The organism is Afipia sp. GW821-FHT04G03 (genome assembly GCF_059419985.1).
Genome location: NZ_JBWKSV010000003.1, coordinates 305,803 through 328,268, shown reverse-complemented (window position 1 = coordinate 328,268; position 22,466 = coordinate 305,803). Strand labels below are relative to the sequence as shown.

Genomic DNA, 22,466 nt, shown 5'->3' with positions numbered 1-22,466 from the left:
GAGGCCAGCATGACTGAAAAATTCGCTGAATTGACCTTGCCGCAAGTTCTGCGCGACAACGCGCGGCAGCATCCGGACCGTGTGGCGATCCGGCAGAAGAAATTCGGAATCTGGAATCCATACACCTGGAAGGCCTATTACGATCGCGCCCGGCGCGTCGGCCTCGGCTTTCGCGCGCTTGGCCTGACGGCGGGCGGCCACATCGCCATCCTGTCCGAGAACCGGATCGAGTGGGTGCTGGCCCAGCTTGGAGCGAACGTCGTGGACGCTGTTGTCGTCGGCGTTTATCCGACGAGTCCGTCGAACGAAGTCGGGTATGTGCTTGCGCATTCCGAGTCCGAGATTGTGGTCTGCGAGGATCAGGAACAAGTCGACAAGGTGCTGGAGCGCCGGGACGAGTTGACGAGGCTGCGCCGTATCGTGGTGCTCGAAACGAAGGGACTGCGGGACTATTCGGCCGATCAGGTCATTTCGTTCGATGCGCTGGAGGCACTGGGCGCAGAGTACGAGGGCAGGCACCCTAGGCTGGTCGACGATGTTCTGGACCGCCAGACTCTCTCGCAGATCGGTTTGCTGATTTACACGTCAGGTTCGACGGGCAAGCCAAAAGGCGCGATGTTGAGCTACAAGAACATCCGCGCGCAGGCCATCGCGGTGGTCGATCGGCTCGCGCTCGATCAATCGACCAGTCTGCTGTCATATTTGCCGCTCTGTCATGTCGCGGAACAGTTCACGACGGTGATGGTCCCGCTTTATCTCGGGTCCCTGGTCAATTTCGGCGAATCGATCCGCACCGTGCAGGAAGACCTGCGCGAGGTTGCGCCGAGCATGTTTCTCGGAGTTCCGCGCATCTGGGAAAAGCTGCACTCATCGATTCACGTCAAGTTGCTCGAGGCTGGCCGCGTTCGCCGCGTGCTGTTCGAGCGTGCCTACGCGGCATGTGAACCGTTTGCGGTGAAGAGCGCTGCGCAGCGCACCGTTGTCGAGCGGGCCGTTTACAGCGTTTTCTATCTGCTCGTGTTCCGCGCGTTGCAGAATTTCATCGGGCTGCGAAGAACGAAGATCGCCATGACCGGCGCCGCGCCGATATCGCCATCAATTGTCCACTTCTTCCGGACCATCGGCGTGCCATTGATCGAGGTCTATGGCCTGACGGAAAGTTCAGGCATGGCGCTGGCGCAAGTTCTGGCTGACAAACGTGTCGGCACAGTCGGGATCGGCATCGATCGCATGGAGACGAAACTCGGCGATTCAAATGAGCTTCTCATTCGCGGCGATACGGTGTTCGCCGGTTATTACCGCAACGAAGAGGCGACGAAGGCAGTTATCCGAGACGGCTGGTTGCATACCGGCGACGTTGCCGAATTGACCGATGGCCATTTTCGGATTGTGGACCGGCTCAAGGACATCATGATTACCGCGGGCGGCAAGAATCTCAGCCCGTCCGAAATCGAGAATACCGTGAAGTCGAGCCCGTTCATCAAGGAATGCATTGTGATCGGGGAGGCCCGGAAATATGTCTCAGCCTTGATTCAGATCGATCTTGAACTCGCCGGGAAATGGGCTGAGCAGCGAGGCATTGCCTACACGAATTTCAAGAATCTCGTTGAAAACGAGAGCTTGCGCGAGCTGATTCAGTCCGAGATCGACGCATCGAACGCACAACTCGCGCAAGTTTCGCAGATTCGGCGCTTCTACCTGCTGACCAAAGAGCTTGATCATGACGATGACGAAGTCACCGCCACGATGAAGGTGCGCCGCGCCAACGTGCAGAAGAAATACCAGGCGGAAATCGAGAGCCTTTATCATTAAGATGATTTAGCCGGTCGACCGATCTCATCCGGCTCATATCTTGCCGGCAGGTGAGGAGCGCGGAACGATCGCGGTCGCCTCAATCTCGACGCGCGCGGACTTTTCAACGAGGCGGACCACCTGGACCAGCGCCATGGTCGGATAGTGCGAGCCGAAAACCTCGCGGTATGCCCGGCCAATCGCCTTCAAGTTGGACAGGTATTCCTCCATATCGACAACGTACCAGGTCAGGCGAACGAGGTTTTCGGCACGCGCTCCTCCCTCGGTCAGGATGGCGAGGATATTTTCCAGCGTCTGCTTCACTTGGTGCACAAAATCATCGGAGAAAACACCTGCCACATCCCATCCCACGACGCCGCCGGTCAGGACCATTCGTCCTTCGGCTGCCATGCCGTTGGCGTATCCGGCAGGGCGCGGCCAGCCGCCGGGTTGCAGCACTTGTGGAAGATCCGGGTTGGATTCAACCGGCGCCGACGCCGCCACGCTCGTTCCCTTTGATACACTCACCACACTGTCTCCCTGTCGATGTTGATGGCGCTCTGGATTGTTCGCGCCAACGCAATTACTTACTCAGCCGCCGACCTTGCGCGTGTCGCGCTCGCCTGCGCGGCCTCACGCAATGCAAACCGCTTTAATTTTCCGCTCGCGGTTTTCGGCAATTCAGCGACGAACTCGATTGCACGCGGATACTTGAAAGGCGCGATTTCGCGTTTGACGTGATCCTGCAACGCAGTGACCAATGCCGCGTCGGCCTGTACCCCAGACTTCAGTACCACATAGGCTTTTACGATTGCGCCACGCTCATCGTCGGGAGCGCCAACGACGCCGCATTCCAGGACCGCATCGTGGGTCATCAGCGCGGCCTCGACATCCGGCCCTGCGATGTTGTATCCGGCCGACACGATCATGTCGTCGGAGCGCGACTGGTACCAGAAGTAGCCATCGCGATCCATTACATAGGTGTCGCCGGTCAGATTCCAGCCGTTCAGAATGTATTTGCGTTGCCGCTCATCGGCAAAATAGCGGCATCCTGTCGGACCGCGAACAGCTAGGCGACCAGCAGCGCCGGGCGCCAACTCATGGCCCTGTTCGTCGACAACCTTCGCTTCATAGCCTGGAACGGGTTTTCCAGTCGCGCCGGGCCGGATGTCTTCTTCGGTGGCGCTGATAAAGATATGCAGCATCTCTGTAGAGCCGATGCCGTCGATCAGCTTGATGCCTGTCGCCTTGAGCCATGCGTCGAACGTGCCTTTGGACAAGGTCTCACCCGCGGAAACGCATTTGCGCAGCGACGTCAGATCGTGTGTTCCAAGCGTCGTCAGCATGGCCCGATATGCGGTCGGCGCGGTGAAGCAGACGGTCGCCTTGAATTGTTCGATGGCGACTGCGAGGTTTTCGGGAGTGGGCTTTTCGAGAAGAATGAACGACGCGCCGATGTGCATCGGAAACAACACGCCGCCGAATCCGAACGTAAAGGCCAGCGGCGCGGATCCGATGAAACGGTCGTCGCGGCGCGCGCGCAGGATATTTCCTGCGAAACCGTCGCACACGGCCAGCATGTCGCGATGAAAATGCATGGTGCCTTTGGGGTCGCCCGTCGTGCCGGATGTGAAGGCGATCAGGCAAAGGTCATCGGCCGCGGTATCGACAGCCTTGAAGTCAGGGCTGGCGTCGGCAATCAGGGCTTCGAGCGAATCCGGTCCGCTCGCTCCCCAGTAGACGACTTGTCTGAGTTCGATGGCGAGGGCCTTCGCCTTCTCCATCTCGTCAGCGAGGCTGCGGTCGCACAGCGCGAGCGAGATTTTGGTCTTCTGGATCGGGTGAACGATTTCCTTGGCGCGCAGCAGCGGCATGGTCGCGACCGCAATGCCGCCCGCTTTCATGACGGCCAGATAGGCCGCCACCATCATGGGATTGTTGGCGGAGCGCAGCAGCACCCGTCCGCCTGTCACCAGTCCGAGCCGGTCGACCAGGACGTTGGCGATGCGATTCACCAGCGCCTGAAGTTCGCCGTAGGTGTAGGTCTTCTCGCCGGTGAAAATGCAAGGATCGTCGCCGTGTCCCTCATCGACCCAGCGGTCGAGAAAATTGAACACGCAGTTCAATCGTTCGGGATACTGGAATTCGGGTCGCGTGAAGATCAGGTCAGGCCAGAGTTCTTTTGGCGGCAGATTGTCACGCGCAAACGTATCGATATGAGCCGTCTTTGCCATCATGCGTCCTTTCATCGGCGCCGGCACACTTGCTGTCGCCACTCATTTGCACTGCTATTCCGCAGCGCGTTGAGCGCTCGCTGTATGTGCTGTCTTCATCAGTTCCCGGCCAATGATCACCTTCTGCACTTCCGTCGCCCCCTCGTAGATTCGCAACGCGCGGATTTCCCGATAGAGCTCTTCGACCTTGCTTCCTTTCTTGACTCCCAGGCCTCCGAAGATCTGCACGGCGCGGTCGATCGTCGCCTGTGCTGCTTCGGTTGCGAACATCTTCGCCATGGCAGCTTCGCGGGTGATTTTCTGTGCGCCCTGATCTCGCATCCACGCGGCGCGATAGACCAGAAGGGCGGCCGCATCCATTCCGGTCGCCATGTCGGCCAGCCCGGCCTGAGTCAATTGAAGATCGCCGAGTTTCCCGCCAAACATCTTGCGCGTTGCGGCGCGATCGATCGCTTCGTCGAGCGCCCGCCGTCCAAGTCCGAGCGCGGCCGCCCCGACGGTGGATCTGAACACGTCAAGAGTACCCATGGCGACCTTGAAGCCTTCGCCCGAAAGGCCAATCCGGCGGGTGAGGGGAACGCGGCAATCTTCAAACCGCAGCGTCGCCAGCGGATGCGGCGCGATTACATCGATACGTTCCGCGATGGTCAGGCCGGGCGTATCGGCATCGATCACGAACGCACTGACTCCTCGCGCGCCGTCTGCTTCGCCAGTCCGCGCGAACACCACATAATAGTCGGCTATGCCGCCGTTGGAGATCCATGTCTTGAGGCCGTTGATCCGCACATGATCCGCACCATCCGGCGTGGCTGTCGTGGTCATCGCTGCAACGTCGGATCCGGCGTCAGGCTCTGACAGTGCGAAGGCCGCGATGGCTTCGCCTTTCGCGACGCGCGGCAGATAGGCTTTCTTTAACTCGTCCGAACCGAACAGCGTGATGGGCGCGGAGCCGAGGCCCTGCATGGCGAAGGAGAAATCCGCCAGGCCACATTCATAGCCGAGCGTTTCCCGGACAAGACAAAGAGTGCGGACATCGAATGCCTGCGAAAGACCGCCATAGCTTGCCGGCACCACGGTGCGGAGCCATCCGGCTTCACCTATAGTGCGAACCAGCTTCCGGCAGGAGCCGTCGACATCGTCGTTATCGACAAGTCCGCCGAGTGTGGCCGCTGCCCAGCGTGACAGATCTGTCGCGAGTTTGCGGTGCGGTTCTCCGAAGAACGGCCAGGACAGGAATGATTTATCGGCCATCGCTTTATCCGCCGGATTAAGGATTGGGTTCCGGAACATCCTTCGCCAATAATTTTAAACCTAAAATAGTTTTCCGCAACAGGAGAATCGACAGGCGACAGTCACGCTTTGGGCGAGACGTGCTGTCCGTAGGAAAACGAGAGAGGGTCAGGCGCGACGTGCAGCCAGTTCCGCAAGGCGCGCTGCCATACCGGATTGCGGATCCGCCATCGGCGCGATCACGGTAAAATGGTTGGCTTCGGGCAGCGGTGCAAATCTCGTCGGCAGGCCAGCGCTGCCCCAGATTTCTGCCATCACTTTGCTCTGCCTCAGGAATTCACCGCTCTCGGCGGCGCCCACCACGGCGTCGAGACTCCCTTGCCGCGGTGCCCGCCAGAAGGCCGGGCTCGCTTCGCGCGCGGACGTTTCATCGAGTCGCAAGGCGGTGTTGAGTGGGGTGCCGATCAGAGGCACGAGGTCGAACACGCCGGAAATACTATAGGCTGCGGTCACCAGATCCGCCGGGAGATCGGCCGCAACCTGTTTCCAGTCGGTCGCCAGCAGACACGCCCCCAGATGACCGCCAGCGGAATGTCCGCTGATGACAAGGCGCTTGCCGAGTTTCGCAAGTTCGCGCGACATGCTGCGCATCTGTTCGATGATGGTCCCGACCGAGACTTGAGGACACAGATCGTAACCTGGGATGGCGACGCTGATCCCGCGCGCGTTCAGGCCGCGGGCGAGATGGCTGAAGTAAGAGCGGTCGAGCGATTGCCAGTACCCGCCATGGATAAACACAACAATATTGTCGCCGCCGCTGGATGGAAAAAAGTCGATCCGGTGCCGTTCGCCCGGCCCATAGCTGATGGTGCGCCAATCGCCGTCGCACGATGCGCGATAAGCCTCCGCATCCCGAGCCCAACCCGCGATGATTGCGGGGTGATCCGGAACGCGCGCCCGGTTGTTGTATTCAGCATCGTAGTCAATGATCGTGACCAATGAACGGCCCTGCCATGATTTCCGTCGTTGCATCGGTCAGGTGAGATGCAGAGCCCGTTCCTTCGCGGCTTGCTGGGTCGATGCCTTCGCTTTCGCAAGCAGGCGCATCAAATCTCGAACGTCCTTCTCCGACAGGTCGGAAAAGAAACGCGCGACCCATGTCTCGTGTTCGGCGGCCATCTTCCGGAATGTCGTGCGGCCCGTTTTGGTGAGGCGAATGTATTGAACGCGCCGGTCTTCCGACGAGGTCCGGCGTTCGATATGTCCGGATTCAACCAGACGCTCGACCAGACCGGTGACGTTGCCATTGGATACCATCATCCGCTTCGATACATCGGACAACGTCATGCCATCTGGCGCCCGGTCGAGTTGCGCCATCAGATCGAAACGCGGCAATGTGACGTCGAAGCGCTCCCGAAGCCGGCTCCGGATTTCGCCTTCGATCAGCGTCGTGCAGGTCAGCAGCCGGAGCCACAACCGCAGTTCGGAGCCATGATCTTCCGGGGTTTCGACGGCTTTGGTTTCTGAATCGAACGGCATGTCTAGGCATCATATTCTGGAGTCTTCAGGATCGGCTCCGGGGGCGGGGCGACTCTGTCGACAATCCGGTCGTATCAGCTTGAACCTTGAAATAATTCAATCCGAAAGTCAAAGTTGCGAAACTGGCTGACTTGAAGGCTCAGAAGGGCGTGCTGGGGATGCATATCGCGCTGCGATAATTTTGGGCGCTCCCGGCAAACAGACTGCGCAGATGTCCCAATGCGAGCGGTGATGCCACGTAAAACGCCGCACGGCCTCGCTTGACGAATAGGCAGGGGCGCCGCTTGCGCGGAATAAAATGATGCTTTAGGATTAAAACAATTCAGGATGTGATACGCGCGGCTAATTGTCGACACGCTTCACCTTGCAGCCGTGTCTCAAAGACCGCTAGATTGATTTCGGCAGTTTTTATAGGGCACGGAGAGTGACAATGAAGCAGGTTTTCGGGCGTGTGGCGGTTGCGGCCTTGTTTGGCCTGATGGCCGGTCAAGCGGTTGCACAAGAGAAAATCAAGATCGGTCTGGTGCTGACGTTGTCCGGTCCGCCTGCGGTGCTCGGGCAGCAAGCCCGCGACGGCTTCAATCTCGCTTTGAAGGATATTGGCGGTAAGATGGGCGGCCGCGAGGTCGAAATCGTGATCGCAGATGACGAGTTGAAGCCGGACGTGGCCGTGACCAAGGTCAAGGGCCTGCTGGAGCGTGACAAGGTCGACTTTGTCGTCGGCCCGATCTTCTCGAACATCCTGGTCGCGATTCAGAAGCCGGTCGTCGAATCCAAGACCTTTCTGATTAGCCCGAATGCCGGCCCCTCAAGTCTGGCGGGCAAGGCCTGCAACTCTTTCTTTTACGTGACCTCCTATCAGAACGACCAGGTCCATCAGATTCTCGGCAAGGTCGCGCAGGAGCGCGGCTACAAGCGCGTCTATCTGTTGGTCCCGAACTATCAGGCCGGCAAGGACGCGGTGGCCGGGTTCAAGCTGGATTTCAAGGGCGAAGTGATCGAGGAATCTTATGTCCCGCTGAACACGCTCGATTTCCAGGCCGAACTCTCCAAGATCGCATCTCTTAATCCCGACGCGATCTTCACCTTCATGCCCGGCGGCATGGGCGTCAATCTTGTGAAGCAGTACAAGCAGGCGGGTCTTGCCGATCGCATTCCTCTGCTTTCCGCCTTTACTGTCGATGAGTCCACGCTTCCCGCGCAGCAGGACGCCGCGGTCGGCGTGTTCGGCGGCGCGAACTGGGCGCCCAACCTCGACCTGCCGCAGAACAAGAAGTTCGTGGCGGCCTATGAGGCGGCTTACAACCACGTTCCCGGCACCTACGCATTTCAAGCTTACGATGCAGCCATGCTGATCAACAGCGCGGTTGTCGCCACCAAGGGTGATCTGAGCAACAAGGACGCCGTCAAGGCCGCACTCAAGAAAGCGGATTTCACCTCATTGCGCGGCGCATTCAAGTTCAACACCAACGGCTATCCGGTCCAGGACTTCTATCTGGTCAAGGCCGCCAAGCGGCCCGATGGCAAATATCAGACCGAGATTGCCCAGAAGGTCTTTTCCAACTTCGGCGATAACTTCGCCAAGGATTGCCCAGCCGGAAACTGAGTTGTCCGCCCGCATCGTCACGATGCGGGCGTCTCGAATTGGTGAATGGCTCGCATGACGCTTACACTCGCCCTGGTCCAGGTCTTGAACGGGTTGCAGTTCGGACTGATCCTGTTTCTGATTGCGGCGGGACTGACGATCGTGTTCGGCGTCATGGACTTCATCAATCTGGCTCACGGCGTGCAGTATATGGTCGGAGCCTATCTCGCGGCGACGTTTACGGCGATGACCGGAAGCTTCGCCGCGGGAGTGGCTCTTGCGCTGCCGACAGCGCTATTGTTCGGGCTGCTGCTTGAGGTTCTGATCTTTCGACATCTTTACGATCGCGATCATCTCTCTCACGTGCTGGCGACGTTCGGCGTCATCATCTTTCTCAATCAGGCAGTGAAACTGCTCTGGGGAGCGGCACCCCTTAGCGTGCCCGTCCCGGAATTGTTGTCAGGCACCGTGACGCTCGCGCCCGGCATTCTTTATCCGGTCTATCGCCTCGCGATCATCGGGGCAGGGCTCGCCGTGGGACTGGCGCTGTACGTGATCGTCAATCACACCCGGCTTGGCATGCTGGTGCGGGCCGGCGCGAGCAACGCACCCATGGTGTCCGCGCTCGGCGTCAACATCGGGCTTCTTTTCAGTATCGTATTCGGCGTCGGCGCCATGCTGGCCGGATTTGCCGGAGCAATGGTGGCGCCGATCCTCTCGGTCGAGCCGGGCATGGGCGATAACATCCTGATTCTCACCTTCGTGATCATCGTGATCGGCGGCATTGGCTCCATTCGCGGTGCGTTCATAGCGGCATTGCTGATCGGGTTGACCGATACGCTTGGGCGCTTTTTTGCGCCGACCTTGTTGCGCGCGATTCTGGATCCCGCGACTGCCAGTCAGGCGGGCCGCGCGATCGCGCCGATGCTGATTTACATTCTGATGGCGGCGGTGCTGTTCTTCCGGCCCAATGGCCTGTTCCCCGTGAAACGATAGGCCCTGGCGTGAACGATCTTGCCGATACCGACACTGTTGCGCCGGTCGCGAAATCCCGGTCGTGGCGTCAATCGATCGTGTTGCCGGGCATCCTGTTTGCGCTCTTTGCGATCGTGCCCATTGCCGCGCAGTTCGGTGCATCGGGCTTCATTCTGGCGATGCTGACGCGAACCATGATCCTCGCTCTTGCGGCGATGTCGCTCGACCTTCTGATTGGTTGCGGAGCCATGATCAGTTTCGGCCATGCCGCCTATATCGGCATCGGGGCTTATTCGGTCGGTATCCTGTCGAGCCACGGCATCGACGATGTGTTCATTCATATCGGCGTCGCATTGGCGGCATCGTGCATCTTCGCATTGTTCACGGGCTCGATTTCGCTGCGCACGCGTGGCGTCTACTTCATCATGATCACGCTGGCTTTCGGGCAGATGCTGTACTTCCTTGCCACGTCGCTCGCAGCCTATGGCGGCGACGACGGCATGAGCCTCGCGTCGCGCAGTCTGGTGTTCGGCAAGCCACTGCTGAAAAACGACGTTGTTCTTTACTATGTGACGTTCGGCTTTCTTGTTGGGCTTTATCTCGTCTGCCGCGCCATCGTCGCATCACGCTTCGGGCGGGTTCTGCGCGGCATCAAGGAAAATCCGGTGCGGATGGAGGCGATAGGGTTCGCGCCCTATCGCTACCAACTGACCGCCTATGTGATCGCCGGCATGATCGCGGGTCTCGCCGGCGTTCTACTCGCCAATCAGACGGAGTTCATCAGTCCTGCCTATGCTGCCTGGCAGCGCTCCGGCGATCTCATTTTCATGATTGTGCTGGGCGGTCTCGGTTCGCTGCACGGGGCAATCCTCGGCGCGGCGGCGTTCACGCTGCTGGAAGAGTATCTGTCGGGGATCACCGAGTATTGGGGAATGATCTTCGGCCCAATCCTGATTCTGGTGGTGCTGTTCGCGCGCGGCGGTCTTGTCGGTCTTTTGCGGGGCAGTCGATGATTCAGCCGGTTCTTAAGCTCGAGCATCTCCGGAAAAGCTACGGCGCACTGTGCGTGACTGACGATGTCTCGCTGGAGATCGCTCCGCGGGAGCTTCATGCGATCATCGGGCCAAACGGGGCCGGCAAGACGACGCTGGTGCATCAGATTTCGGGACATGCACCTTCCGACTCCGGCCGCGTGATCTTTGAAGGCGAGAATATCTCCGCGTTGCGGATGGATGAGCGTGCCAAGCGTGGACTGGTGCGCTCGTTCCAGATCATCTCGATCCTGCCGGGGTTTTCCGTGTTGGAGAATGTGGCCATTGCTGCACAGGCGCATGCGGGGTCGAGCTTCAAGTTTTTTGGCGCGGCATCTGACGAATGCGCACTCAACGACATCGCGATGAACCTCCTGACGCGCTTCGGACTGGCGGCTCGCGCCCATGTGTCGGCGGGTCGGCTTTCGCACGGTGAAAAGCGGCAACTCGAACTTGCCATTGCGATTGCAGGGAAGCCGAAGCTGCTGCTGCTGGACGAACCGCTGGCGGGCACAAGTCACGAGGAATCGCGCAACGTCATCGCGACCTTGAAGGAGTTGAAGCAGGAATTGCCGATCATTCTGATCGAGCACGATATGGACGCGGTGTTCGCGCTGGCTGATCGCGTTTCCGTGCTGGTCTATGGCCGCATCATTGCCAGCGGTTCGCCCGAAAGCATCCGGAACGATCCGGCTGTTCGCGCGGCCTATCTCGGGGAGGAGGTCGCCTGATGCTGACCGTCTCCAACCTGCAAGCGTCCTACGGCGAAGCGAAAGTTCTGTTCGACATATCGTTTGGCGTGGGAGCGGGTGAGGTGGTCACGCTGCTCGGCCGCAACGGCATGGGCAAGACGACCACCATCAAGTCCATCATGGGCCTGCTGCCACCGACCGGCGGCGCCGTGACATTCGGCTCCACGGCGCTGGCGGGTTTGCCGCCGTACCGGATCGCGCAATGTGGTATCGGACTTGTGCCGGAGGGGCGGGAGATCTTTCCAACGCTCACGGTTGATGAAAACCTGACAGCGACCGCTGCCGCGCGCGACCGCCCCGCGCGCTGGACGCTCGACGCCGTGCACGCGTTCTTCCCCCGCCTGAAAGAGCGGCGCCGTAATCTCGGCAGCCAGCTTTCGGGCGGAGAACAGCAGATGCTCGCCATCGGGCGTGCCCTGATGACCAATCCGAAGCTGCTGATACTCGATGAGGCGACCGAAGGCCTTGCTCCGCTGATCCGTATCGAGATCTGGAATTGCCTGAAGCAGCTCAAGAGCGAGGGCTACGCGATTCTCATCATCGACAAGAATGTCGATGCGCTAGCGGCCTTCGCCGACCGGCATGTGGTGGTCGAAAAAGGCCGCGTGGTCTGGACCGGCGGAAGCGCCGACATCGTGAACGATCCGAGCGTGAAAAACCGTTTTCTGCATGTATAAAGGTGGCGTCCCGGCGGGGACGAGCATCCAAGGGAGGACTGAAATCATGGCGACACCGATCGAGACGGCGGGCATCACCCGCGCCAACGAGGGAATGCAAGGCATCAGCTGGAGTATTCTCGGCCAGACTTATGTGCCGAAAACCCGCACTGAACATTCCTTCTCGTGGCACGCGACGTTGCCGCCCGGCACCTTCGTTCCGCCGCACATCCATCCCGACCAGGACGAGTATCTCTACCTCCTGGAGGGCAAGCTTGATTTCATGCTCGATGGCGCGAACGAGTCCGCAACGTCAGGAGATCTGGTGCGCCTGCCAATGGGCAAGCCGCATGGAATCTTCAACAACGCCCAGCAAACGGCGAAAGTGCTGTTCTGGGTGTCCCCGACGCGGCGGCTCTACGATCTGTTCTGGGGAATTCACAACCTGAAAGAGCAGAATCCCGAGACTGTCGTCGCGCTTGCGGCCGAGTTCAACATTCACTTCCTGCCGCCGCCGCCCGCCTAAAAGGCGACAGGCTAGGACGGAGACGCGCCGAGACGCGACGCCATCAGGCCTGCCGCGTGACCACTCGCGCGGCGAAGCCCGCCTTGGACGCGTAGCCGCGAACGATCGCTTCGCGGGATTCGTAACTCAGGATCGCGTCGAGATTGGAAAAGCCTTGCGGCGCGATTTGTTCGACGGCGTCGATCACGCCTTCCGGTCCGCCTCTGCGATTGGACGCGACGATGTCGGCGGTCATCGGCAGCCGCTGACGTTCGTATGCGATCAACCCCTGTCGAGGATGCTCCGCCCGCGCCAGTGCGTCGGCGATACAGCGGGCGTCGAGGATCGCCTGCGATGCGCCATTCGAGCCGACCGGATACATCGGATGTGCAGCATCGCCGAGCAGGGTGACCCGCCCACTCGACCAATGAGGCAACGGATCGCGGTCGCAGGTCGGATACTCCCAGAATTCGCGCGTCGCGCCGATCAGCGCGGCGAGGTCAACCTGGGGAATCGAAAAGCCCGCGACATGCGGCATCAATTCTTCACGTTTGCCGAGGCGTGACCAGTCTTCGCGGCGCGGCGGGGGCGTCGTGCCGTCGCCGATGCGGACCAGCACGGCCCAGTTGGTCAGCCGGTTGGTGGGGCTGGAGCCTTCCGCGATCGGATAAACCACAGCCTTGGCGTTCAGCCCTCCGGCTACGATCATCGAACTGCCGGTGAGGAACGCCGGCCAGTCGGTCGCGCCGCGCCACAACATCAAGCCGTTCCAGCACGGCGGGCCTTCGTTGGGAAACAGCGCGTTGCGCACACAGGAGTGGATTCCGTCAGCGCCGATCAGGACGTCGCCCCGGGCTGCTTTAACGTGCGCGCCAGAACGATCGAAGAAATGCGCAGTCACGCCGCCTTCGTCCTGCGTGAACGCACCAAGACGGCAGCCGGTCTGAATGGCATCGGCGCCGAGACGCTCGACCACGGCCTGATGAATGACGCCTTGCAGACGGCCGCGATGAATCGAGAACTGCGGCACGTCGTGTCCGGCGCCGAGACCGCGCTTCTCATGCCAGACTTCCTGGCCATGCCGCGTAAGATAGAACAGTTGATCGGTGCGGATCGCGACATCGTCGAGCCGATCCAGCAGGCCCAGTCCGGCCAGTTCCCGGATCGCGTGCGGCAGCGTATTGACGCCGACGCCGAGCTCGCGAATGGTCTCGGACTGCTCGAACAGTTCGCAGTCGATGCCGCGCGCCCGCAGCATTAGCGCTGTGGTCAGTCCGCCCACGCCGCCGCCGACAATAATTGCTTTCATTGACCTAACCTCACGCAGTCAATCCTGCCATTCAGTCTTCGGCGATCATAACCGCGCGGCTATTCGACAGCCAGTGGTTTGACCGGGTTAACCTTAGTTGCCCTGAAACACCGGTTTCTGCTTGTTCGCAAATGCATGAAAAGCCCGCTCGAAATCCTTGGTGGTCATGCACAGCGCCTGAGCGATGGCCTCGGATTCGATGGCTTCCTCGACCGACATAGCCCATTCCATCGCCAGCATACGCTTGGTCATGGTGTTGGCGAATGTCGGGCCTTCCGCAATCGAGACGGCGAGGGCGCGCGCTGCCTCCAGCACCTCGGATGGCGCGACAATGCGGCTGAAAAAGCCCCATCGTTCGCCCTCATCGGCGGTCATGAAGCGGCCGGTGTACAACAGCTCCGATGCGCGGGATTGCCCGATGATCCGGGGCAGGATTGCGCACGCGCCCATGTCGCAGCCCGCAAGACCCACCTTGTTGAACAGGAATGCGACCTTGCTCCCGGTCGCCGCAAGGCGCAGATCCGAAGCCATGGCGATGATCGCGCCGGCGCCCGCGCAAATGCCTTCCACCGCAGCGACGATCGGTTGCGGACATGCGCGCATCGCCTTCACGAGTTCGCCGGTCATGCGGGTGAAGGCGGTGAGGCCCTTGGTGTCCATCTCAACCAGCGGACCGATGATCTCGAACACGTCGCCGCCGGACGAGAAGTTGCCGCCCGCGCCAGTGACGACGATGACTTTCACGACGTCGTCATGCGCGCAGGCGTGAAAGAAATTGGCCAGTTCGCGATAACTCTCGAACGTGAGCGGGTTCTTTCGTTCCGGCCGGTTGAGCGTCACGGTCGCGACACCGCCGGTCACCGACAGCAGAAAATGCTGCGGGACGTATTGCGACAGCGGCAGCGTGACGGAGTTGGCGAAACTCGCCGTTGAACCTGTGGTCATGATATCTCCTGAACGCTTTGGGTTGTCTCGATGGTAGCCGCCGCTGCGGCCGGATGATTTTAGATTTCTCCGCCCGCGACCGCGATGGCCTGTCCCGTGATCGCGGCAGCGCCCGGTCCGCACAGCCAGGTTACGGTGTCGGCGACTTCCGCGGGCTTCACCAGACGGCCTTGCGGATTGTGTTTGGTCAGTTCCGCGACCGCCTCGTTGCGATCCCGTCCGGTTTTTTTCATGATGAGATCGAGACTGCCGGCGACCAGATCGGTGTCGGTAAAGCCGGGACAGACCGCATTGACGGTCACGCCGGTGGCGGCGACCTCCAGCGCGAGCGCGCGCACGAACCCGACGACAGCGTGCTTGGCCGCGCAGTAGGCGGACACGTAGGGGTATCCCTTGAGGCCTGCGGTTGAGGCGATGGCGACGATCCGGCCGCTGCGGCGCTCGATCATCGGCCGCAACACCGCATGAGCCGCGCAAACCACGCCCATCAGATTGACGTCGATCATCCGCCGAAACACGGCAGGATCGGACTTCGCGAAGGGGGCGGACTCGGCAGCGCCCGCATTGGCGACCAGAATGTCGATAGGCTGTCGCGCAGCGGCTTCCGCGATGGTCTGGCGCATTGCCGCTTCATCGGTGACATCGGCCACCAGACTCGTATTTGCCGCGCCCGCCGCGATGGCCGCGTCGAGCGTGGCGCGATTGCGTCCGAGGATCGTGACAGTCGCGCCGGACTGCGTCAGGGCTGCGGCCACTTCCCGTCCAATCCCTCGTCCGCCGCCTGTGACAAGCGCATGGGTCTGACGGGTAAATGCCGGCATTTTCGACCTCGCGTGATGACCGCCCGCCAATATATTTTAGGCTTCAAGTTTTTGCAAGAAATCGGGCTTTTGCGTCAATATCCGGCATACGCCCGGGGCATGGGAAATGAGCAATTTAGCGGGCCTGAATGCTCTTCCATCGGCGCGGCATGTGGCATAAGGGCCGCCACAACTCTCTTTCTGACAGGCTCGCGTGCATATGATTCGTCTCGACAATATCTCCAAGCAGAATGGTCACCAGATTGTCTTCATCGAGGCCGCAGCAGCCCTCCAGAAGGGCGAAAAAGTAGGCCTCGTCGGTCCCAACGGGTCCGGCAAAACGACGCTATTCCGGATGATCTCGGGACAGGAACTGCCTGACGAGGGCCAGGTGGTCGTCGAACGCGGCATGACCATCGGCTATTTCAGCCAGGACGTCGGCGAAATGTCCGGCCGCAGCGCCGTCTCCGAGGTGATGGATGGCGCAGGCCCCGTGAGCGCTGTGGCGACGGAATTGAAGGAACTCGAAGCCGCCATGGGCGATCCGGACCGCGCCGGCGAGATGGAAGAAATCATCGCGCGTTATGGAGAGGTGCAGGCGCGCTTCGAGGAACTGGACGGCTATGCGCTGGAGGGCCGGGCTCGCGAAGTCCTGAGCGGCCTGAGTTTCAGTCAGGAGATGATGGACGGCGACGTCGGCGCGCTGTCCGGCGGCTGGAAGATGCGCGTGGCGCTCGCCCGCATCCTGCTCATGCGCCCCGACGCCATGTTGCTGGACGAGCCGAGCAACCATCTCGATCTGGAAAGCCTCATCTGGCTGGAACAATTCCTCAAGGGCTATGAGGGCGGATTGCTGATGACCTCGCATGATCGCGAGTTCATGAACCGCATCATCAACAAGGTGGTGGAGATCGATGGCGGTTCGTTGACGAGCTACTCGGGCAATTACGAGTTCTATGAGCAGCAGCGTGCGCTCAGCGAAAAGCAGCAGCAGGCGCAGTTCGAGCGTCAGCAGGCGATGCTCGCCAAGGAAATCAAGTTCATCGAGCGTTTCAAGGCGCGCGCCTCGCACGCGGCGCAGGTGCAGAGCCGCGTGAAGAAGCTGGACAAGATCGAACGCGTCGAGCCGCCGAAACGTCGCCAGACCGTCTCGTTCGATTTCCTTCCCGCGCCCCGATCGGGCGAGGACGTGGTGAGCCTGAAGAATGTTCACAAAGGCTATGGAAGCCGGAGCATCTATGAGGGACTGGATTTTTCGGTGCGCCGCAGGGAGCGCTGGTGCGTTATGGGCATCAACGGCGCGGGAAAATCCACGCTGCTGAAACTGATCGCGGGCTCGACTGAACCCGATAACGGAACGGTCGCTCTCGGCGGCAGCGTAAAGATGGGTTACTTCGCGCAGCACGCCATGGATTTGCTGGACGGCGAGCGCACGATCTTCGAGGAGCTGGAATATTCATTCCCGCAGGCGGGGCAGGGTTCGTTGCGCGCGCTGGCCGGTTGCTTCGGCTTCTCCGGCGACGATGTCGAGAAGCGCTGCCGCGTGCTATCGGGCGGCGAGAAGGCGCGATTGGTGATGGCGAAGATGCTGTTCGATCCGCCGAATTTCCTGGTGCTGGACGAGCCGACCAACCATCTGGACATGGCGACCAAGGAGATGCTCATCACCGCGCTGTCGGAATACGAGGGCACCATGCTGTTCGTCTCGCATGACCGGCATTTCCTCGCGGCATTGTCTAACCGCGTGCTGGAACTGACGCCCGAGGGCATTCACCAGTATGGCGGCGGCTACACGGAATACGTGGCGCGCACCGGCCACGAGGCGCCGGGCCTGCGGAGCTAAAAGACACGGCCGCAGCCCCGCTGGGTCGTGGTATGGTTGACCGCGTCCCGGCGCGTTTTGAGGATTCCCGGCTTTTTGCCGGGAACCTTTTCGATCCTGAGCCATCCAAGAGCGCAACAGGAGATCGGCCATGGGCAAAGTTCGACGACCGGCGGTTCCGCTGGATGCCTCCGATGACGCCGGACTGGTCCGGCGGACGCTGGCACAGGACGGTGATGCATTCCGGGCCATCATGCAGAAGTACAACCAGCGGCTTTATCGGATTGCCAGAGGCATCCTTCGCAACGACAGCGAGGCGGAAGACGTTGTCCAGGAGGCTTATGTCCGTGCTTTCACGCACCTCAAGGGCTTTCGCGGCGACTCCAGTCTGGCGACGTGGCTGTCCCGCATCGTCATGAATGAAGCGCTGGGACGATTGAGGACAAGACGTCCGACGGTCGATTTCGCGACCTACGAGGCAGCGAGCCCGGAAGCTGAAATTATTCAGTTTCCTCATGCGGCAAGATCGGATCCGGAACGAACAATGGCGCAACGCGAACTCTTGCAGCTCGTCGAGCAGGCCACGGACAAATTGCCGGAGGTCTACCGGATTGTCTTTATCACACGGGTGATAGAGGGAATGAGCGTGGAAGACACCGCGGAACTTCTCGGTCTTCTCCCGGAGACCGTCAAGACGCGGCTGCATCGTGCGCGCCGGCTCGTGCGCGAGCACCTCGACAAGCAGATCGGTCCGGTCCTGATGGATGCTTTTCCGTTTGCCGGCAAGCGTTGCGAGCGGATGACCGATGCGGTGATGAAACGCATTTTTGTTTCCGGCTGATTGCCGGGAACCTTTTCGATCACAGACCATCCAACGAACGTCAACATTGACCAAAAGCATCGGCGCCCTTTCCGGCGGCCGACCACAGGAGTCTATCATGTTCGTCCGATTGAGCGCGGCTATTGCCGCTGTTGCTGCTGTTGCTCTGCTGAATGGCGCGGCCTTCTCGCAAGGCGCCGCAAAACCGACCGATCCTCAGATCGCTCATATTGCATACACCGCCGGCGTGATCGACGTCACGGCGGCGAAGCAGGCCATCGCGAAGTCAAAGAACAAGGCCGTCGTCGCGTTCGCGCAGGACATGGTGCGCGACCATGAAGCTGTGAACAAACAGGCTCTCGATCTTGTCAAGAAGCTCGGCGTCACCCCCGAAGACAACGACACCAGCAAGTCGCTGGCGAAGCAGGCCGCCGACAAGCAGATCGAACTCGCGAAACTGAGCGGCGCTGCTTACGACAAAGCCTATGTCGCCAACGAAGTCGCCTACCACAAGGCGGTGAACGGTGCGCTGGAAACCTTGCTGATTCCGTCGGCGTCCAACGCGGAGCTGAAGAGCCTTCTGCAAACCGGTCTCAAGATTTTCCAGGGCCATCTGCAGCATGCCGAGCACACCGCCGCATCCGTGAAGTAAGGGTGATCGCATGAGGCAGCGACGCAGGCTCTTTCTGTCTCTGACCGCGCTGTGTGGGATGATTTCCTTTCCGGCTTTTGCGGAAACCATTCAGGTCACGGTCGACAAGCTCGTGTTTTCGCCTGCGGATATCTCCGCAAGGGTCGGCGACACCATAGAGTGGGTCAACAAGGACATCCTCGCGCACACCGCGACGGTCAAGGGAGATTGGGATGTAATGATCCCGGCCAAGAAGTCGGCAAGCTTCGTTCTGAAAAAGGCCGGCGATGTCGAGTACTACTGCCGCTTTCATCCCAACATGAAGGGACGAATTTCGGTGGCACCGAAACCGTAACGTCGGTTACCGTTGTGAAACAGAAAGAGCGCGCGGAATTTTCCGCGCGCTCTTTTGTTCGGCGCATGTCGCAATGGAAGAAAAATCCGCTGAAAAACGAGAATTCGAGAGTTTCGACTAAAGTTCAATGTATCGATATGTTAGATAATAAGGCGCAATATTATTCGTTTGTCAAAATAGTTGGCAAGCGTAGCGTGACGCGCGGGACGACTGGTGAAGGCACGATGTCTGCATTTTGCGTACTCCAAGAAAAGGCCACGTGAGGCGGAGTGCTTTCGCCAGTTGCCACATGAAGAACAGAGCAATGCAGTCTGACCGACCTTTTCACATGGCCAATCAGACCGACAAGCTCTTCGCCGCGCAAGAGGGCAAGGCCTTCGCCGCGACTGCCGAACATCCCGGAAAACGATCGAAGCCGACTGTGCGAGCGCAAATCTGCGCGCATCCCACAGGCGGCGAAAGCGATTCTGATCCGTTGGTTCGGCAGGCCGTCGGAGCCACTGGCTCCGCGAGTGAGGTGCTGCATCATCGCAGCTAATCAACACATTCAAAAAAATAGGGGGAGATAAAACGAATGGCTGTTATCAATCACGCTGAAACCTACACGAAATCCTGGCTACCGTTTCTTGATCGGTCGCGCACGATAGCGAGGCCCGGCTACAGCCGCTGGATGGTGCCGCCCGCCGCACTCTGCGTGCACTTGTGCATTGGCCAGGCTTACGCGTTCAGTGTTTTCAATTTGCCGATGACCAAGCTTCTTGGCGTTTCCGCGTCCGGTCCGGGCGACTGGAAACTCACCGAACTCGGCTGGATTTTCTCGATTGCCATGCTGGTTCTCGGCCTGTCGTCCGCAATCTTCGGGCGCTGGGTTGAAGAAGGCGGTCCGCGCAAGGCGATGTTTACGGCGGGCATCTGTTGGGCCAGCGGCTTCCTGATTTCCGCGCTGGGCGTGAAGTATCACCAGCTCTGGATGATCTATCTCGGCTACGGCGTGATCGGCGGCTGCGCACTGGGCATCGGCTACATCTCGCCGGTCTCGACGCTGATGAAATGGTTTCCCGATCGTCCCGGCATGGCGACGGGCATGGCGATCATGGGCTTCGGTGGCGGCGCGTTGATTGCCTCGCCACTCTCGGTCTGGCTGATGAGCAAGTTTTCCGGCCCGACCGACGTCGGGGTTTTCAGCTCCTTCGTTGTTCTCGGCTGCGTCTACTTCTGCTTCATGATGTTCGGTGCGTTGATCGTGCGCGTTCCGGCGCCCGGCTGGAAGCCGGAGGGCTACGTGCCTGCCACGACGGCGTCCAAGCTCATCACCAAGAATGACGTCTACGTCTATGACGCGGTCAAGACGCCGCAGTTCTGGCTCATCTGGATTGTTCTGTTCGTCAATACGACGGCCGGCATCGGTGTGCTTGGACAGGCGTCCGCGATGAGCCAGGAAATGTTCCCCGGTCATATTACTGCGATCGCGGCAGCCGGACTCGTCGGCCTCATGAGTCTCTTCAACATGGGCGGACGTTTCAGCTGGGCTTCGCTGTCTGATTACATCGGGCGCAAGAACACGTACTTCGTCTACATGACGCTCGGCTTCATCCTGTATGTGACCGTGCCTTATGCAGGCGGAAACGGAAACGTCGTCCTGTTCGTGATCTGCTTCCTGATCATTGTCAGTATGTACGGCGGTGGCTTCTCGACGGTTCCGGCCTATCTGCGCGATATGTTCGGAACGCGATATGTCGGCGCTATCCACGGCATCCTGTTGACGGCCTGGTCGGCCGCGGGCATCGCTGGTCCGGTGCTGATCAACTACATTCGTGAGTACAATATCACGCATGGTGTGCCGAAAGCGCAGGCTTACAACGTCACGATGTACATCATGGCGGGTCTTCTCGTGATCGGCTTTATCGCAAATGCCCTCGTCAAGGCCGTCGACAAGCGTCATCACATGGTCAAGGAGGCGGATACCGATGCCTTACCGTCAGGTGCACAGGCGGCGGCCGGCTCATAGGACCACTCACAGATGCTTCGGTCGGATGCTTCATCCCTGCGGAATACCGGATTGAAGCATCCGTCGGGCATCGAACACCATGATACGCAAAAGCAAATGCGCTGTACGGGCCAACCGCTGGTTTGAAGTCGGCGGCAGTTTGCCGGGAACATAAAGGATAACAATCATGCAGAACGTGGAAGTTCGTAAAACCGGAACGTTGCAACTTGCGCTGGCGTGGAGCATCGCCGGCATTCCGTTGCTGGCGGGCGTCGCGCAGACGCTCGTCAACGCGATGAAGTTGTTTCATTAGGCGTAGATGGGTTGCTGGCTGGTTTTGTAATCACCTGTCGAGGCGGCCTGCACATCGATCAGGAATGCGGCGGGTGGATCAGATCCACCCGCCGCATTTTCTTGAGGATAAGCTCTCAGGCTTGCAAGTCTCAGGGCTTGAATGTGTAACCCGCTCCGATCGCCACGTTTGCCGGGATCGGCGGCAGATCGGCGAACAGTTCGGGCTTATCCTTCATCACCTTCAGGATGTGCTTTGGTTCGATGTGCTTGTTGACGTCGAACGTGGTCTTCAGGATTCCCAGCCGATTGAGCCGATCCTCCGCACTCCAGAGAGCGCGAAAGTTGTTCGCCGACAGGCGCCGGTCGGCCTGCTGGATGTTGAACTGCATCGCGGCCTCGGCAATTTCCTGCTTGAGGCCGGGAATCCAGCGCGTGGCGACCTGCGCGGCCAGTTTCGGATTCTTGCGCATCCACTGGTCGGCTTCGGAGACGGCGGCTAGGAATTTCTCGATGGTCTCGCCGTTCTTCTCGATCCACGGCCGCAACGCGACGTTAAAGCCGAGATATGAAATCACGTCGCCGCCGCGAATGACCTCGATGGAGCCCGGAATATCCTTCCCGGCGACGATCGGCCACGGATCCCATGCCGAAAAGGCGTCGATGCCCTTGGCAAGCAGCGCGACCGTCATATCCGGCGGCGGCGTGTTGACCAGCGTAACGTCCTCAGGCTTCAGACCGGCCTTTTCGAGGATCGCCAGAATATAGAGATGGTTGATGGTGCCGAACGAGGCTGCGATTTTCTTGCCTTTCAGGCTCGCGAGGTCGCCTTTGACGATTCCCGCGCCTTCGCGGGCGATGACTGCCATGGTGGCGTCGGAGCCCGCCTTGGTCGCGTTGCCGCTGTAATTGCCGAGTGCGACGAGATCCATCCCGCGCAACACCGCGCCGATCATCGGCACGCCGACTTGGACGATGTCGCTTTCGCCGGCTTGCAACGCGTTGAGTGCATCGACGCCGGTTGCGTAGGGGCGTGCGATGGTGACATCAAGGCCGTTCTTTTCAAAGAAGCCGCGCTCGAGTGCGATCGGAAGCCCGATCTGATCGATGCCGGTGACCATGCCGGCTTTCAGTTTCACCATGGTCTGCGCTTGCGCGGGCGCGCATGCCAGAATCAATGCCGCGCCAAGCATCAGTAGTCGTTTCAT

24 protein-coding genes are annotated in these 22,466 nt (G+C 60.1%); 15 read left to right on the top strand and 9 right to left on the bottom strand.

Going from position 1 to position 22,466, the window contains the following annotated elements; genetic code table 11:
- Positions 1-9 precede the first annotated feature (9 nt).
- Positions 10-1,812 (top strand): AMP-dependent synthetase/ligase, encoded by a 1,803-nt coding sequence (locus AC07UB_RS15990; protein WP_494654501.1) that lies wholly within the window; start codon positions 10-12, stop codon positions 1,810-1,812.
- 33 nt (positions 1,813-1,845) lie between these two features.
- Here AC07UB_RS15990 and AC07UB_RS15985 read toward each other — a convergent pair whose 3' ends face one another.
- The 5 genes from AC07UB_RS15985 to AC07UB_RS15965 all read right to left on the bottom strand — a co-directional run bounded on the left by AC07UB_RS15985 (position 1,846) and on the right by AC07UB_RS15965 (position 6,794).
- Positions 1,846-2,295 carry a RidA family protein gene (locus AC07UB_RS15985; protein ID WP_494654502.1) on the bottom strand — a complete coding sequence of 150 codons (450 nt, stop codon included), beginning with the start codon at positions 2,293-2,295 and terminating at the stop codon, positions 1,846-1,848.
- A gap of 83 nt (positions 2,296-2,378) precedes the next feature.
- A complete protein-coding gene (locus tag AC07UB_RS15980; protein WP_494654779.1) occupies positions 2,379-4,025 on the bottom strand; it encodes a benzoate-CoA ligase family protein in 1,647 nt (548 codons plus the stop codon).
- A gap of 54 nt (positions 4,026-4,079) precedes the next feature.
- Complete coding sequence (locus AC07UB_RS15975) at positions 4,080-5,276, bottom strand: acyl-CoA dehydrogenase family protein (RefSeq protein ID WP_494654504.1); 1,197 nt, start codon at positions 5,274-5,276, stop codon at positions 4,080-4,082.
- A gap of 147 nt (positions 5,277-5,423) precedes the next feature.
- Positions 5,424-6,254, bottom strand: coding sequence for an alpha/beta hydrolase (locus tag AC07UB_RS15970; protein ID WP_494654506.1), 831 nt, complete (start codon positions 6,252-6,254; stop codon positions 5,424-5,426).
- 36 nt (positions 6,255-6,290) lie between these two features.
- On the bottom strand, positions 6,291-6,794 hold the full coding sequence (locus AC07UB_RS15965; protein ID WP_492790439.1) for a MarR family winged helix-turn-helix transcriptional regulator: 504 nt from the start codon (positions 6,792-6,794) through the stop codon (positions 6,291-6,293).
- Positions 6,795-7,272: 478 nt separating this feature from the next.
- Between AC07UB_RS15965 and AC07UB_RS15960 the strand changes: the two genes are divergently transcribed.
- From AC07UB_RS15960 to AC07UB_RS15935, 6 genes are read left to right on the top strand one after another with little or no spacing between them, the layout of a single operon-like run.
- Positions 7,273-8,400, top strand: a complete 1,128-nt coding sequence (locus tag AC07UB_RS15960) for an ABC transporter substrate-binding protein (RefSeq protein WP_494654781.1) — start codon at positions 7,273-7,275, stop codon at positions 8,398-8,400.
- A gap of 54 nt (positions 8,401-8,454) precedes the next feature.
- Positions 8,455-9,375 (top strand): branched-chain amino acid ABC transporter permease, encoded by a 921-nt coding sequence (locus tag AC07UB_RS15955; protein ID WP_492790438.1) that lies wholly within the window; start codon positions 8,455-8,457, stop codon positions 9,373-9,375.
- Positions 9,376-9,383: 8 nt separating this feature from the next.
- On the top strand, positions 9,384-10,367 hold the full coding sequence (locus AC07UB_RS15950) for a branched-chain amino acid ABC transporter permease (RefSeq protein ID WP_492790437.1): 984 nt from the start codon (positions 9,384-9,386) through the stop codon (positions 10,365-10,367).
- Entirely contained in the window at positions 10,364-11,116 is a 753-nt protein-coding gene (locus tag AC07UB_RS15945; RefSeq protein ID WP_492790436.1) for an ABC transporter ATP-binding protein, read from the top strand. The genes AC07UB_RS15950 and AC07UB_RS15945 overlap by 4 nt, the downstream gene beginning before the upstream one ends.
- Positions 11,116-11,814: an ABC transporter ATP-binding protein gene (locus AC07UB_RS15940; RefSeq protein ID WP_492790435.1), complete on the top strand. Its 699-nt coding sequence runs from the start codon at positions 11,116-11,118 to the stop codon at positions 11,812-11,814. The genes AC07UB_RS15945 and AC07UB_RS15940 overlap by 1 nt, the downstream gene beginning before the upstream one ends.
- Before the next feature lie 46 nt (positions 11,815-11,860).
- Positions 11,861-12,319 (top strand): cupin domain-containing protein, encoded by a 459-nt coding sequence (locus AC07UB_RS15935; protein ID WP_492790434.1) that lies wholly within the window; start codon positions 11,861-11,863, stop codon positions 12,317-12,319.
- Between the two features lie 43 nt (positions 12,320-12,362).
- Here AC07UB_RS15935 and AC07UB_RS15930 read toward each other — a convergent pair whose 3' ends face one another.
- The 3 genes from AC07UB_RS15930 to AC07UB_RS15920 form a co-directional block, all read right to left on the bottom strand.
- Complete coding sequence (locus tag AC07UB_RS15930) at positions 12,363-13,607, bottom strand: flavin-dependent oxidoreductase (protein ID WP_492790432.1); 1,245 nt, start codon at positions 13,605-13,607, stop codon at positions 12,363-12,365.
- A 93-nt stretch (positions 13,608-13,700) separates the two neighbouring features.
- Positions 13,701-14,552, bottom strand: a complete 852-nt coding sequence (locus tag AC07UB_RS15925) for an enoyl-CoA hydratase family protein (protein WP_492790431.1) — start codon at positions 14,550-14,552, stop codon at positions 13,701-13,703.
- Between the two features lie 59 nt (positions 14,553-14,611).
- Positions 14,612-15,373, bottom strand: a complete 762-nt coding sequence (locus AC07UB_RS15920) for an SDR family NAD(P)-dependent oxidoreductase (RefSeq protein WP_492790430.1) — start codon at positions 15,371-15,373, stop codon at positions 14,612-14,614.
- Positions 15,374-15,572: 199 nt separating this feature from the next.
- Between AC07UB_RS15920 and AC07UB_RS15915 the strand changes: the two genes are divergently transcribed.
- The 8 genes from AC07UB_RS15915 (at position 15,573) to AC07UB_RS15880 (ending at position 21,280) form a co-directional block, all read left to right on the top strand.
- Entirely contained in the window at positions 15,573-17,195 is a 1,623-nt protein-coding gene (locus AC07UB_RS15915) for an ABC-F family ATP-binding cassette domain-containing protein (RefSeq protein ID WP_492790429.1), read from the top strand.
- Between the two features lie 130 nt (positions 17,196-17,325).
- Positions 17,326-18,015 carry an RNA polymerase sigma factor gene (locus AC07UB_RS15910; protein WP_494654510.1) on the top strand — a complete coding sequence of 230 codons (690 nt, stop codon included), beginning with the start codon at positions 17,326-17,328 and terminating at the stop codon, positions 18,013-18,015.
- A 97-nt stretch (positions 18,016-18,112) separates the two neighbouring features.
- Complete coding sequence (locus AC07UB_RS15905) at positions 18,113-18,646, top strand: DUF4142 domain-containing protein (protein ID WP_492790427.1); 534 nt, start codon at positions 18,113-18,115, stop codon at positions 18,644-18,646.
- A 10-nt stretch (positions 18,647-18,656) separates the two neighbouring features.
- A complete protein-coding gene (locus AC07UB_RS15900; RefSeq protein WP_492790426.1) occupies positions 18,657-18,980 on the top strand; it encodes a cupredoxin domain-containing protein in 324 nt (107 codons plus the stop codon).
- A gap of 14 nt (positions 18,981-18,994) precedes the next feature.
- Positions 18,995-19,243, top strand: a complete 249-nt coding sequence (locus tag AC07UB_RS15895; RefSeq protein WP_492790425.1) for a hypothetical protein — start codon at positions 18,995-18,997, stop codon at positions 19,241-19,243.
- 65 nt (positions 19,244-19,308) lie between these two features.
- Entirely contained in the window at positions 19,309-19,518 is a 210-nt protein-coding gene (locus tag AC07UB_RS15890) for a formate dehydrogenase subunit delta (protein ID WP_494654513.1), read from the top strand.
- Between the two features lie 36 nt (positions 19,519-19,554).
- Positions 19,555-20,988: an L-lactate MFS transporter gene (locus AC07UB_RS15885; RefSeq protein WP_492790424.1), complete on the top strand. Its 1,434-nt coding sequence runs from the start codon at positions 19,555-19,557 to the stop codon at positions 20,986-20,988.
- A gap of 166 nt (positions 20,989-21,154) precedes the next feature.
- A complete protein-coding gene (locus AC07UB_RS15880) occupies positions 21,155-21,280 on the top strand; it encodes an MFS transporter small subunit (RefSeq protein WP_492790423.1) in 126 nt (41 codons plus the stop codon).
- Positions 21,281-21,410: 130 nt separating this feature from the next.
- Here the strand turns inward: AC07UB_RS15880 and AC07UB_RS15875 are convergent, their stop codons facing one another.
- Positions 21,411-22,466, bottom strand: coding sequence for an ABC transporter substrate-binding protein (locus tag AC07UB_RS15875; RefSeq protein ID WP_492790422.1), 1,056 nt, complete (start codon positions 22,464-22,466; stop codon positions 21,411-21,413).

Bases quoted from the DNA above. Each gene is read 5' to 3' on its own strand.
- AC07UB_RS15990 (WP_494654501.1), top strand. From the start codon at position 10: ATGACTGAAAAATTCGCTGAATTGACCTTGCCGCAAGTTCTGCGCGAC.
- AC07UB_RS15980 (WP_494654779.1), bottom strand. From the start codon at position 4,025: ATGGCAAAGACGGCTCATATCGATACGTTTGCGCGTGACAATCTGCCG.
- AC07UB_RS15975 (WP_494654504.1), bottom strand. From the start codon at position 5,276: ATGGCCGATAAATCATTCCTGTCCTGGCCGTTCTTCGGAGAACCGCAC.
- AC07UB_RS15965 (WP_492790439.1), bottom strand. From the start codon at position 6,794: ATGCCGTTCGATTCAGAAACCAAAGCCGTCGAAACCCCGGAAGATCAT.
- AC07UB_RS15960 (WP_494654781.1), top strand. From the start codon at position 7,273: ATGGCCGGTCAAGCGGTTGCACAAGAGAAAATCAAGATCGGTCTGGTG.
- AC07UB_RS15955 (WP_492790438.1), top strand. From the start codon at position 8,455: ATGACGCTTACACTCGCCCTGGTCCAGGTCTTGAACGGGTTGCAGTTC.
- AC07UB_RS15945 (WP_492790436.1), top strand. From the start codon at position 10,364: ATGATTCAGCCGGTTCTTAAGCTCGAGCATCTCCGGAAAAGCTACGGC.
- AC07UB_RS15940 (WP_492790435.1), top strand. From the start codon at position 11,116: ATGCTGACCGTCTCCAACCTGCAAGCGTCCTACGGCGAAGCGAAAGTT.
- AC07UB_RS15935 (WP_492790434.1), top strand. From the start codon at position 11,861: ATGGCGACACCGATCGAGACGGCGGGCATCACCCGCGCCAACGAGGGA.
- AC07UB_RS15930 (WP_492790432.1), bottom strand. From the start codon at position 13,607: ATGAAAGCAATTATTGTCGGCGGCGGCGTGGGCGGACTGACCACAGCG.
- AC07UB_RS15925 (WP_492790431.1), bottom strand. From the start codon at position 14,552: ATGACCACAGGTTCAACGGCGAGTTTCGCCAACTCCGTCACGCTGCCG.
- AC07UB_RS15920 (WP_492790430.1), bottom strand. From the start codon at position 15,373: ATGCCGGCATTTACCCGTCAGACCCATGCGCTTGTCACAGGCGGCGGA.
- AC07UB_RS15915 (WP_492790429.1), top strand. From the start codon at position 15,573: ATGATTCGTCTCGACAATATCTCCAAGCAGAATGGTCACCAGATTGTC.
- AC07UB_RS15910 (WP_494654510.1), top strand. From the start codon at position 17,326: ATGGGCAAAGTTCGACGACCGGCGGTTCCGCTGGATGCCTCCGATGAC.
- AC07UB_RS15905 (WP_492790427.1), top strand. From the start codon at position 18,113: ATGTTCGTCCGATTGAGCGCGGCTATTGCCGCTGTTGCTGCTGTTGCT.
- AC07UB_RS15900 (WP_492790426.1), top strand. From the start codon at position 18,657: ATGAGGCAGCGACGCAGGCTCTTTCTGTCTCTGACCGCGCTGTGTGGG.
- AC07UB_RS15890 (WP_494654513.1), top strand. From the start codon at position 19,309: ATGGCCAATCAGACCGACAAGCTCTTCGCCGCGCAAGAGGGCAAGGCC.
- AC07UB_RS15885 (WP_492790424.1), top strand. From the start codon at position 19,555: ATGGCTGTTATCAATCACGCTGAAACCTACACGAAATCCTGGCTACCG.
- AC07UB_RS15880 (WP_492790423.1), top strand. From the start codon at position 21,155: ATGCAGAACGTGGAAGTTCGTAAAACCGGAACGTTGCAACTTGCGCTG.
- AC07UB_RS15875 (WP_492790422.1), bottom strand. From the start codon at position 22,466: ATGAAACGACTACTGATGCTTGGCGCGGCATTGATTCTGGCATGCGCG.